This is a genomic window from Streptococcus pluranimalium, from assembly GCF_047785705.1.
Lineage (GTDB): Bacteria > Bacillota > Bacilli > Lactobacillales > Streptococcaceae > Streptococcus > Streptococcus pluranimalium_A.
In genome coordinates this window covers 1-12,396 of sequence record NZ_JBLOJV010000040.1, presented here as the reverse complement: position 1 = coordinate 12,396, position 12,396 = coordinate 1, and the positions used below count along the sequence as shown (strand labels likewise).

11 protein-coding genes are annotated in these 12,396 nt (G+C 42.7%); 10 read left to right on the top strand and 1 reads right to left on the bottom strand.

Translation table 11 applies throughout. The annotated features are described in order from the left end of the window. The first annotated feature begins 110 nt into the window (after window positions 1-110). From ACMZ6Z_RS08145 to ACMZ6Z_RS08110, 8 genes are all read left to right on the top strand, one after another. A complete protein-coding gene (locus tag ACMZ6Z_RS08145; protein ID WP_416132068.1) occupies window positions 111-239 on the top strand; it encodes a hypothetical protein in 129 nt (42 codons plus the stop codon). Between the two features lie 178 nt (window positions 240-417). Next, window positions 418-1,686, top strand: a complete 1,269-nt coding sequence (murA, locus tag ACMZ6Z_RS08140) for a UDP-N-acetylglucosamine 1-carboxyvinyltransferase (protein ID WP_416132067.1) — start codon at window positions 418-420, stop codon at window positions 1,684-1,686. A 1-nt stretch (window position 1,687) separates the two neighbouring features. Then, window positions 1,688-1,876, top strand: a complete 189-nt coding sequence (locus ACMZ6Z_RS08135) for a DNA-directed RNA polymerase subunit beta (protein ID WP_416132066.1) — start codon at window positions 1,688-1,690, stop codon at window positions 1,874-1,876. Window positions 1,877-1,909: 33 nt separating this feature from the next. Then, on the top strand, window positions 1,910-2,788 hold the full coding sequence (locus tag ACMZ6Z_RS08130) for a DNA/RNA non-specific endonuclease (RefSeq protein WP_416132065.1): 879 nt from the start codon (window positions 1,910-1,912) through the stop codon (window positions 2,786-2,788). 528 nt (window positions 2,789-3,316) lie between these two features. Continuing rightward, on the top strand, window positions 3,317-4,357 hold the full coding sequence (pheS, locus tag ACMZ6Z_RS08125) for a phenylalanine--tRNA ligase subunit alpha (protein WP_416132064.1): 1,041 nt from the start codon (window positions 3,317-3,319) through the stop codon (window positions 4,355-4,357). Between the two features lie 252 nt (window positions 4,358-4,609). Further along, window positions 4,610-7,015 (top strand): phenylalanine--tRNA ligase subunit beta, encoded by a 2,406-nt coding sequence (pheT, locus tag ACMZ6Z_RS08120; RefSeq protein ID WP_416132063.1) that lies wholly within the window; start codon window positions 4,610-4,612, stop codon window positions 7,013-7,015. 34 nt (window positions 7,016-7,049) lie between these two features. Beyond that, complete coding sequence (locus ACMZ6Z_RS08115) at window positions 7,050-7,433, top strand: OsmC family peroxiredoxin (RefSeq protein ID WP_416132062.1); 384 nt, start codon at window positions 7,050-7,052, stop codon at window positions 7,431-7,433. Further along, entirely contained in the window at window positions 7,423-7,818 is a 396-nt protein-coding gene (locus tag ACMZ6Z_RS08110; RefSeq protein ID WP_416132061.1) for a DUF1722 domain-containing protein, read from the top strand. Before ACMZ6Z_RS08115 ends, ACMZ6Z_RS08110 begins: the two co-directional genes overlap by 11 nt. A 92-nt stretch (window positions 7,819-7,910) precedes the next feature. Here ACMZ6Z_RS08110 and ACMZ6Z_RS08105 read toward each other — a convergent pair whose 3' ends face one another. After that, a complete protein-coding gene (locus ACMZ6Z_RS08105) occupies window positions 7,911-10,064 on the bottom strand; it encodes an LTA synthase family protein (protein ID WP_416132060.1) in 2,154 nt (717 codons plus the stop codon). Between the two features lie 200 nt (window positions 10,065-10,264). Here ACMZ6Z_RS08105 and ACMZ6Z_RS08100 point away from each other — a divergent pair, with 200 nt between their 5' ends. Next, window positions 10,265-11,425, top strand: a complete 1,161-nt coding sequence (locus ACMZ6Z_RS08100) for a class I SAM-dependent rRNA methyltransferase (protein ID WP_416132059.1) — start codon at window positions 10,265-10,267, stop codon at window positions 11,423-11,425. Further along, window positions 11,426-12,109: a type I 3-dehydroquinate dehydratase gene (locus tag ACMZ6Z_RS08095; protein ID WP_416132058.1), complete on the top strand. Its 684-nt coding sequence runs from the start codon at window positions 11,426-11,428 to the stop codon at window positions 12,107-12,109. Window positions 12,110-12,396: the final 287 nt, after the last annotated feature.

Sequence of the window (12,396 nt, the reverse complement as noted above, 5' to 3'; positions counted from 1 at the left end):
TTTTATTTCCCCATTCCAACAACTCCTTTTTGGAAATTTTGGAAAAACTGGTATAATGGGTTTATGCAACGGACGATGCTTTAGTGACCGATGGATAGTTAAGGGTTTTAATGAATTGGTCTTATGTCTTTAAGAATTCTTGGAATATTTGGTATGAATTAGGATTTTTAAGGCGAAAACACCGTTTGACGCAGGAAGTGAGTGGCAGTTTTGTCTTACAGGCTCTAAAACTGATCTAGCGAATGAGAAAGAATGCTGTCTAAGCTAAACAGTCACTTTTCTAGCTGTGTGAGGTTGCAAGTGAAGCTGTCTAGTGGCTCGTTTTAGGTTTGAGTCATGTGATGAGAGAGTAAAGTGTCATGTTTTTAGCTGCTTGACCGTCACTCTCACTTCCTAAAATAGAATTTTGGAGAAAATATGGATCATATCATAATCGAAGGTGGGCAGACACGTCTGCAGGGTGATGTCATCATCGAGGGAGCTAAAAATGCTGTCTTGCCACTGTTAGCAGCAACGATTTTACCAACTACAGGGGTATCGACATTGACCAATGTACCTATCCTTTCAGATGTGTTTACGATGAATCATGTGGTGAGAGGGTTAGATATTGCAGTGGATTTTGACCAAGCCAATAAGACCATTCTTGTCGATGCACAAGGTCAGATTCTGGATCAAGCCCCTTACGAATACGTTAGTCAGATGCGGGCATCCATTGTTGTTTTAGGGCCTATTCTAGCGAGAAAGGGTCACGCCAAGGTGTCGATGCCTGGAGGCTGTACGATTGGTAGTCGTCCGATTGATCTGCATCTCAAAGGCTTGGAAGCTATGGGGGCAAACATCCGTCAAGAAGGTGGCGATATCACAGCAAGCGGCAAGCTACACGGCGCACGTATCTACATGGACTTTCCATCTGTTGGGGCAACGCAAAACCTGATGATGGCAGCCACATTAGCACAAGGGATTACCGTTATTGAAAATGCGGCACGTGAGCCTGAGATTGTTGATTTGGCGATTTTTTTGACCAAGATGGGTGCTAATATCAAGGGAGCAGGTACAGAAGTCTTAACCATTACAGGCGTTGACAAGCTTCATGGTGCGACGCACCAAGTCGTGCAAGATAGGATTGAGGCAGGGACTTTTATGGTCGCCGCAGCCATGACTTCTGGTGATGTCTTGATTAGAGATGCGATTTGGGAGCATAATCGCCCTCTTTTAGCCAAGTTAATGGAGATGGGCGTTGAGGTTACAGAAGAAGCGCAAGGCATTAGGGTAAGGTCAGACCTATCTAAACTAAAGCCAGTGACCGTAAAAACATCGCCCCATCCTGGCTTTCCAACGGATATGCAGGCTCAGTTTACAGCCTTGATGGCAGCTGTTAAGGGAGAGTCGACCATGATTGAGACCGTTTTTGAAAATCGTTTTCAACATCTGGATGAAATGCGTCGGATGGGTCTTAAAACAGAGATTCTTCGTGACACGGCCTTGATTCGTGGGGGGCAAGATCTCCAAGGAGCTCCTGTCATGTCCACAGATCTTCGTGCTAGTGCAGCACTTGTGTTAACAGGATTGATTGCCAAAGGAAGCACCACTGTTGGGCAGCTGACGCATCTTGATCGTGGTTACTATCAATTTCATACCAAATTAGCCAAGTTGGGGGCTAATATTCGTCGTAGTTCAGAGGTTTAACATGACAGAACGTATCTTACAGGTTTTGAAGCAGTATGCTTTCATTCTGGTGATTGCCTTACTTTGCTTGCTATTCTTGGCAGTAGGGCTGATGATTGGCTATAGTGTCATCGGTGATGGTAAGAATGCTTTTTCAGTCTTATCACTTGATAAGTGGCAAGAGTGGCTTGCCAAATTTAGCCTCAAGTAGGCGCGTCTTAGCTGTTTGAGGAGATAGCACATCATGTCTAAACCCCATTATTCAAAACAGTCCACCAAATCAGTGCTTGCCTTATTAGCTGTCCTGATTCCTGTGCTTTTAGGTCTTGTCACAGGGACGGATAGGCTTTCTGACCATCATCCGTTAAAGCAAGCAGTCCAGGTTTTTAAGGACTCATCGCAGCCAGAGAGGCATTCCTCTAAGACCCTTTCAGCTAGAGATGCCACTCCTAGTCTGGAGCTGGCTCAGTCGGTTCTTAGCCCTTTGGTTAGACAATCTTTGGGAACTAAGATCCAGTGGAATGGTTCAGGTGCTTTTATCATCAATGACAATCAAACTGACCTTGATGCAAGCGTGTCTAGCTTGCCTTATGTTGATCATAAGATACGGCAAGCTCAAGGCTTGTCAGTGCCTTTGGTGGCTAATGCCATGCTCTCTAAGCAAAGTCGTCAATACCGTCATCGTGAGTCAACTGGAAATGGCTCTACATCTTGGCGACCAGCTGGTTGGCATCAAGTGACGGGATTATCAGGTAAGTATAATCATGCCATTGATCGTGGGCATTTGATTGGTTATGCCTTGGCAGGAAATATCAAGGGTTTCAATGCCTCAGCTAGTAATCCTGAGAATATTGCGGTCCAAACAGCCTGGTCCAATCAAGCCAACCAGAGTACTTCAACAGGACAAAACTATTATGAATCACAGATACGACGGGCTCTAGACCAGCATAAGCGCGTACGTTACCGTGTGACCCTGCTTTATGAGGGTGACAACCTGATTGCTTCTGGCTCTCATCTGGAGGCCAAATCAAGTGATGGTAGCCTAGAGTTCAATGTCTTTGTACCCAATGTTCAAAGCGGGATTAGGCTCAATTACCACAATGGTCACATCGAAGTTGACTAGCCATAGCTGTCATCAATGTGAGTATGACGCTTGTTTTCGGCTTGTTTTTTTGTTAGACTATTAGTAATTGAATACTTGTCTGTGAGACCAGTACTTCTAGGAAACTTTACAGGGAATGGGGAGCATGACTGAAACTCCTCTAAAGCGAAATAGAGCGAATTCACTCACATCAAAGACAATGAATCAAGGTCTGCTTAAGCAGATGAAATCGGATGGTACCGCGTGTCAACGCTCCGTGATGGGGGTTTTGGCACGCTTTTTTGCTCACTCAACAACGAGTGAGGTCAGGATGATTAGATTTAGAAGATGAAAGGAAGGTTTGATTGCAGTCACCTACCTTTGACCATCACAATCATAAGCAATCGCTAGATTTTTGAGATCTTTAGGTGTTTCTTAAAGGTTCTTGGTTAGCTTATGATTGTTGGTGTGTATTGAGGTGGCTGTCGTTAGACATGAGCGATAAGGCGTTAAAGAGGATTTTTATAAGGATTCCCTTAGCGTATCCTACAAGCTCGTGGTATCTGATATATGGATTTACAAACGAAATTAGAAGCGTTAAAGGCTACAACGCTGGAGCGTTTAAGCCAATTGAATGGAGATCACTCCAAAGAACTCCAAGACTTACGTGTGGAAGTTCTCGGTAAAAAAGGGTCTCTGACTGAACTACTTAAGGGGCTTAAGGACTTGCCAAATGACTTGAAGCCTCTAGCAGGCAAGCAGGTCAATCAAGTCCGCGATGTTCTGACCAAGGCCTTTGAGGAGCAAGCAGCGATTGTCCAAGCGGCTAACATTAAGGCCCAGCTAGAGTCAGAAAGTATCGACGTTACCTTGCCAGGTCGTCAAATAAGCTTTGGTAAGCGTCATATTTTGACCCAGACCAGCGAAGAAATTGAGGATATCTTTATTGGGATGGGGTATCAAGTGATTGATGGTTACGAGGTTGAAAGGGATTACTACAACTTTGAGCGAATGAACCTCCCCAAAGACCATCCAGCACGTGACATGCAAGACACCTTCTACATCACAGAAGACATCTTGCTTCGTACTCACACTAGTCCAGTCCAAGCTCGGACTATGGATACACATGACTTTAGCCAAGGACCACTCAAGATGATCTCACCAGGGCGGGTATTTCGTCGTGATACCGACGATGCCACCCACTCTCACCAGTTTCATCAGATTGAAGGGCTGGTGGTCGGAGAAAATATCTCCATGGCAGATTTAAAAGGCACGCTTGAAGTGATCAGCCAAAAAATGTTTGGGGCTGACCGTGACATTCGTCTGCGTCCCTCTTATTTCCCCTTTACAGAACCGTCTGTTGAGGTTGATGTTTCCTGCTTTAAGTGTGGTGGCCAAGGCTGTCAGGTCTGTAAGCAAACAGGCTGGATTGAAATTCTTGGTGCTGGTATGGTTCACCCAAGTGTTCTTGAGATGTCAGGGATTGATTCGGAGCGCTATTCAGGATTTGCCTTTGGTTTAGGACAAGAGCGTGTCGCCATGCTGCGTTACGGGATCAATGATATTCGTGGTTTCTATCAAGGTGATGTTCGTTTTTCGGCACAATTCTAAGCAGCTGATGTGACTCACCGAGATGCAAGTCTATCAAGCAGACCTTTAAGGATGACTATCTAGCAAGCTTTCTCAACAAAGGCTTACTCTATAAAATCTACTTTTTGCCTTAGTAGCTGCTGATGTCATCAAAAAATGATAATGAAAGGATCGTTTAGCTACTCATTTAGCTAAACATGGGGCGGATATCTAGGAGAAAGCCAGTCTAGCTGACAGCTGGTTTCTTCACTCAAAAGCCTCAAAAATCAGATTATGTTAGTTTCTTATAAATGGCTAAAGGAGTTGGTGGACATTGATGTGCCATCTTCTGAATTAGCTGAAAAAATGTCAACGACAGGTATTGAGGTTGAGGGGGTCAATATCCCAGCCCAAGGCTTGTCAAAATTAGTGGTTGGGCATGTTGTCTCCTGTGAAGATGTCCCAGAAACGCACTTACACCTCTGCCAAGTTGATACTGGCGAAGAAGACTTCCGCCAAATTGTCTGTGGTGCTCCCAATATTACTGCAGGAATCAAGGTTATTGTAGCACTGCCAGGTGCTCGTATTGCAGATAACTACAAGATTAAAAAGGGTAAAATCCGTGGCATGGTCTCTCTTGGGATGATCTGTTCACTTCAGGAGTTAGGATTGCCAGAAGCCATCGTTCCCAAAGCGTTTTCTGATGGGATTCAAGTTCTTCCAGAGGATGCTGTGCCTGGGGAGAGTATCTTTCCTTACCTTGGTTTGGATGATGAGATTATCGAGCTTTCGATTACTCCCAATCGGGCGGACGCTCTCTCAATGCGCGGTGTTGCCCATGAAGTAGCTGCGATTTATGGTAAATCGGTTCATTTCCCCAAAAAATCAGTAACAGAATCGTCTAAAAGCACCAAGGATGTGATTGAAGTAAGCATCGCTAGTGACAAGGTTAAGACTTATGCTAGTCGTGTGGTGGAAAATGTGACCGTCGCACCGAGTCCACAATGGCTACAAAACCTTCTGATGAATGCAGGGATTCGTCCTATCAATAATGTCGTTGATGTCACCAACTATGTCTTGCTCTATTTTGGGCAGCCTATGCACGCCTTTGATTTGGATAAATGTCAAGACAGTCATATTGTCGCTCGCGATGCGCGTGATGGCGAGACATTGGTGACTCTTGATGGCGAAGAGCGTGCCTTGACAGTTGATGATATCGTTATTAGCGTTGCTGATCAGCCAGTTGCCTTAGCAGGTGTCATGGGAGGCAAAAGCACTGAGATTGACAATAGCTCCAAGACTGTGATGCTTGAAGCAGCTGTTTTTGATGGCAAGTCTATTCGTAAGACTTCAAGTCGCTTAAACCTTCGCTCTGAAAGTTCATCACGCTTTGAGAAAGGCATTAACCACGAGACAGTTATAGAAGCCTTGGATTTTGCAGCAGCCATGCTTGAGGAGCTAGCTGATGGGACGGTATTAGCAGGTTTGGTACAGGCTGGTTCAGTGCCGACAGATGCCATCCAAGTATCTACCAGCTTAGACTATGTCAATGTTCGCTTGGGTACAACCTTGACTTATGCGGACATTGAGGCAGTCTTTGCGGCTCTTGACTTTGGTCTATCAGGTTCAGCGGAGCAATTCACGGTAGCAGTTCCACGTCGTCGTTGGGATATTAGCATCCAAGCTGATTTGGTTGAGGAGATTGCCCGTATTTACGGTTATGATAAGCTGCCGACAAAGCTTCCTGATGCTTCTGGCACGGTTGGAGCCTTGACAAGAAAACAACAGTTGCGTCGTAAGGTCAAGACAGTGGCAGAAGGAGCCGGTCTGACTGAGGTCATTTCCTATGCCTTGACAAGACCTGAAAAAGCAATAGCCTTTAATCAAAACCCAAGTCAGTTAATAGAATTGATGTGGCCAATGACCGTCGAACGCTCTACCCTGCGTCAAAATATGATTTCGGGTATCTTAGAGATTGTGTCTTACAATGTGGCTCGTCAGAACAAAAATCTTGCCCTCTATGAAATTGGTCATGTTTTTGAACAATGGGGCAATCCCAAAGAAGACTTGCCAAATGAAGTCAATACCTTTGCCATGGCTTTATCAGGTTTGATTGTCGATAAGGATTTTCAAACAGAAGCAAAGCCGGTTGATTTCTTCTATTCCAAGGGCATCATTGAGACAATCTTTGCTCAGCTTAATCTAAGAGTGACTTATGTTGCGGAAAAAGGGATGGCAAACATGCATCCAGGTCGTACTGCCATGATTTTCCTAAACGATGACCAGATTGGTTTTCTTGGTCAAGTTCACCCGCAAACAGCCAAGGATTTGTCTATTCCAGATACTTATGTGGCAGAAATCAATCTATCAGCGATTGCGTCAGCCTTGCCAAACGATTTGGTCTTTACAGACATTACCAAATACCCGTCTGTTTCTCGTGACATTGCCTTGCTATTGCACGAAGACATAAGCCATCAAGCCATTGTTGATGCTATTGAAGAGGCTGGTGCGAAGCATCTCAGAGCCATCAAACTCTTTGATGTTTATGCTGGTAATACCATTGATGCTGGCAAGAAATCCATGGCTTATAACCTGACCTTCCAAAATCCAAACGATAATTTGACAGATGAAGAAGTGGCCAAGGATATGGCAAAAATCACCAAATCATTGACAGAAAAACTTGAAGCAGAGATTCGATGAGATCTGCTCTAGCGCTAACAAAGGAGAAAAAGTAGTGGCAACATATCAAACAAGAATAAAAGGGGATAGACTTTATCATGCCATCTCAGAAGGTTATGGTGCTCCCATAGAGCTGTTTGGCTTTACCAAGGAGGGCGAGACGCCTATGAGCCTAGTTACTATTGCGCTGACCTCTTGCATTACCATGTGTGTGCAAGGCTATTTTACCCGCTTTCATCAGAAGAAGATGGTGGCTATCTTAGCGGATACTTCTTATGATGACGGTGTCTTTAAGGTTCAGGTTAGGATTGCTCATGCCCTAGATCAAACCATGGTATCAGAGATTTTGGCTTATGTTGACGAGCAGTGTCGGGTCAAAAAAATCTTGCGAGACGATTTGGTTTATGAGATTAGCCTAGAGGAAAATCATGACATTTGACGTGAAAGACAGCCTACTCACTCACCAAAAAAAGTGGGCTTATCAAAAATATTGGGTTATGGCGCATTCACAAGCCCACTATAATGCCCTGCGTTTCCTTTTTAAGGGAAATGATTGGTCTATGGAAAAAGTCAAAACGTTTGAAAGGCTGATTGCTGAAGCCGAAACGATAACCCCCACGGTAAAAACCCTCCGAACAACTTATCAGCACCTTTGGGGTTACTTTAAAAAAAGTGCTAGCCCAGCTGAACTAGAGGATTATAAATGCTTAGACAGGACTTTAGAAGAGCACCCAGACGCTCTATTGCACTTTTTGATCCAAATGACGGAACGCTATCAGCCGATCTATCTCATCAACTCAAGACTGATTCAAGAAGGCTTATAGGATGTGACAGTGAATTAGCTAAACGATCAAAAAATAAGCCAGCTCCCTACTATCAAGGGTGCTGGCTTGTTTGGTATTATCAGCTCGTTTTATTATTGAGCCTCCGATGAGGGTTGAGTGATTTCTGTTGACTCTTGATTGAGTTGCATATAGCTTGGCGCATCAAATAAATTTTGGCTGGACTGATTGCCACGCTGACTATAGATGCTGGTTGACTTATCAGCACGTTTCTTCTCAATAGCTTTTAAGGCTTTCAAAGAATCAAGATAAGAAATGTTACTGGCATCAATAGGCTTAAGGTCCTGATTTTTGTCAAAACGCAACAGGTCTCCTGTTTGTACCGCATCACTCATTTTTAATTGTAGTGACACAGCGTCACGAATGGCTTGGTTTTCAGCCAGTGTCGACTCATCAGGATTGGTAATCAAGTCTCCCGAGGCTGTGTAATAGAGTTTGCCATCATAGTAAGTGTAAGAAGGCGTGATATAAGTTCCTGAATTACGAAAGGCAACTATCTGCTTGTTGTCGCTAGAGAGTAGATCTTGGCCTAGCTGCACACGGTTAGTGGTATCAATACCAAGCAGTGACAGTAGTGTTGGTAGATGATCAACTTGACCACCAAAAGTATCGCTGATAAACCCTTTATCCATACCAGGGATGTGAATCATGTAAGGAACACGCTGCAACATAGCATTGTCATACTCTGTCCAAGTCTCAGGGTCTTTGCCAAGAAGTGGTGCGAGGTGAGTGTTACGAGAGTTAGAAATACCGTAATGATCCCCATAAAGCACGAAAATGGACTTGTCATAAACACCGACTGCCTTTAAATAATTAAAGAAAGCTTGGATAGAGGTATCTAAATAGTTAGCAGTGGCAAAATAACCGTTGATGGTTTCATCTTCGGTTTGAGCTAAGGGGAAACCTTGTTCCTCTTTTTCACCAGCCAGACTGGTGTAGGGATAGTGATGACTAACCGTTAAAAACTTGGTGTAAAAAGGTTGTTGTAAACGCTCAAAGTATTGAATCGAATCAGAAAACATGTGCTTGTCATTCAAACCATACTGGAAGGAATTTTTTTTGGTTAGCTTTTGGAAGTAGGATTCATCAAAAAAGTAATCATATCCCCACTGTTTATAAGCATTGTTTCGATTCCAGAAAGTACCAACATTACCATGGAAGACAGCGCTAGTGTAATCCCCAGATTGTTTAAGGATATTAGGCGCGGCAAATTGTGTGTTATCACCGCCATAGTTAACCATGAAAGAGCCACTATTTAAGCCAAACAGTGAGTTTTCCATCAAGGTTTCAGCATCTGAGGTTTTCCCAGCTTTGACCTGATGAAAAACATTTGAGAAGGAAAAGGTTTCTTTGGAGTGATAGAGTGAGTTGATAAAGGGAGAGACCTCATGTTCTTGCCCATCAACAGTGAGTTTGTAATCAATTAAAAATTGTTGAAAACTTTCCAAATGAATGACAATCACATTGCGTCCTTTTGCCATGCCGAAAAACTCAGGATTTGGTGCCGCTCGATGTTCTTTGACATAAGACTGGACATCAACTAGTTCTTCAGCAGTCGCTCCACTACGCTCTTTTTCTGCCTGATAGGCTTGATTACCACTATAAGCAGAAAATACGGGAAGTCCAAGCGCTCTCACGATATAAAAATTAGAGAAACCACGAGATAAGAGTTCGGGACGATCTATTTCTGCAAGGAATAAATTGATGGAGAAAAAGAGGGCTGATAGCGCAGTTACAGCAAAACTGGCTCTTTTATGAAAGGGACGATCATCACTATGAACCTTCTTTTTGAGAAACAGGTAAGACAGTAAGACAATGTCCAGAATATAAAAGAGGTCAGTGATACGAATCAGGTTAAGAGCCGAATCTCCCAGTCCAGCAGCCGCCTTTCTACTGCCAAGCAAAGTGCTGACCGTGATAAAATCAGAAAATTCACGGAAATAAAAGGCATTGGCAATGACGAGAAGCGTTAGTAACAGATAGATTAACCAAGCAAGGCTGTAAAACAATCTTGTTTTTTTGACATAGAGTGCTAACCCAAGTAAGAGCAAACCGACAGCGATGGGATTGATAAGAGTCAGAAAGACTTGATAAGCATTTTCGGTATTGAGCACAAAGTCGATATGATAGGCCCAGAGGGTCTTCATCCAATAAAAAAACAACAAAGCAAGGACAAACCCTAGTCTGGTACTGATAACCTTAAATAGTGTCTGTATTATTTTTGTCACAATAGTCTCATTCCTTGTTTATTTTTCTAAATAAAGCATTTCCAGTCTATTATACCATATTTTAAAACAAGGTCATAAAGATAAAAATAGGCTGCTCTAAAAATCACAACTAATGAGGATAGTCCCTACCAACAAACGGTTATCTGAATGGTCATGTCTCTTGCTACCCATAATCAGGATATTTTGGTATAATCATTAGCATGGAAAAACTGCAACTAAATGCTCAAGTTGAAAAAAAGCTCAAAAAAGGCATCCTTCTTTTAGAAAAGGATGATTTGCCTTTTGCCAAGACCCAAAATGGTTTAGTGCGGCTGGTGAGTAAGTCCAATCAGTTGCTAGCAACGGCTTATTTATCAGAACAAAACAAGGGGATAGGATGGGTGATCTCACGTGATGAGATAGATCTGACTCAAGCCTTTTTTGAGACCTTATTTCTTAAAGCAAGAGCCTGTCGATTGTCCTATGATGAGGATCCTGGTACAACGGCTTATCGCTTATTTAACCAGGATGGCGACGGCTTTGGAGGCCTTACGATTGACAGATACGGTGACTTTGCGGTCTTTTCATGGTATAATGTTTTTGTTTATGACCACAAAGAGATGATTATCAAGGCTTTTCAAAAGGTCTTTCCAGAGATTAAAGGGGCTTATGAAAAATACCGCTTTAAAGAAGCAACCAATCAATCGGCACACTTGTATGGTCAAGAAGCACCAGACACTTTTGAGGTGCTTGAACATCAGGTTAGCTATCAGGTTTTTCTAAATGATGGTCTAATGACTGGGATTTTTCTGGATCAGCATGCGATCAGAGGCCGTTTGGCAGATGGTTTTGCAACAGGCAAGTCAGTACTGAATCTCTTTTCTTACACAGCAGCTTTTTCTGTCGCTGCTGCCATGGGGGGAGCTAGTCAAACAACATCAGTCGATTTAGCCAAGCGTTCTATTGAGCTTTCTGAAGCACATTTCAAGGCAAATGGGCTTGAAATGACCAATCATCACTTGATGGTTATGGATGTTTTTGATTATTATCGTTATGCCAAACGCCATGGTTTGACTTATGATATCATTATCATAGATCCTCCTAGTTTTGCTCGAAATAAAAAACAAACCTTTTCAGTTGCCAAAGATTACCACCGTCTGGTCAAAGAGGCACTGGCTATTTTAAACCCACAAGGGATGTTGATGTTATCCACAAATGCTTCCAACCTAAGCATCGAACAATTTCAAAAACAGATTGCTAAAGGGCTGGAGAAGCAAGAGCACACAATACTTACAGTCGATAGGCTTCCCAGTGATTTTAAGATAACGAAAAATGATGAAAGAAGTAACTATTTAAAAGTGGTTACCATTAAGGTTTTATAAATGAAAGTAGTCTTACCTATTATTCCTAAGAGCCTCGATGAGGTAGAAGCTATAGATAGTTCCAAATATGACGGCGTAGATATTATCGAATGGCGCGCTGATTATTTAGCCAAAGAAGATATTTTAAAAGTAGCCCCAGCTATCTTTGAGAAATTTTCAGGGTTTGAAATTCTTTTTACGATCCGAACCGTTAATGAAGGTGGTTTTATAGCATTAGATGCTGAGGAATACCTTGCAATTTTAAAAGATATTGATGCCTTGTATCACCCAGATTACATTGATTTTGAGTATTTTACCTACAAGTCACATCTTGATCAGTTGCTGAGTTTTCCTAACTTGTCACTTAGTTACCATAATTTTCAGGAAACACCTGAAAACTTGATGGAGATTTTTTCGGAATTAACCACTTTGAGCCCTCGCGTTGTCAGAATTGCTGTCATGCCTCACAATGAGCAAGAGGTTTTAGATCTCATGAATTACACACGTGGTTTCAAGAGTTTGAATCCCGAGCAGACCTATGCGACGGTTTCCATGGGGAAATTTGGTAAACTATCACGCATTTCAGGAGATGTGACAGGCTCTTCGTGGAGCATCGCAAGTCCAGAGCATGACAATGCCATAGCACCAGGACAAATCACGCTAAAAGATATGAAACGAATCATGAGCATACTTGCAGAGGACTAAAAAAGCACAGTGTGCTTTTTTAGTTCTGAGCCAAGAAACCCAAGAGCGAAGAATAGCGCAGTGAGCTTTTTTAGTTCTGAGCCAAGAAACCCAAGAGCGAAGAATAGCACAGTGAGCATTGTTAGGTTTAAACCTAGAAAAAAATTGATTACGATTCATCAAAAAAAGTAGTGAGCTATTTCCAATGAGGAAAGCGTTCACTACTTTTTTATTGGGCGATTACCCTTCTTTTTATCTCATTATACACAAAGAAAAGCCATGATTTCAATAGAAATCACGACTTTTTG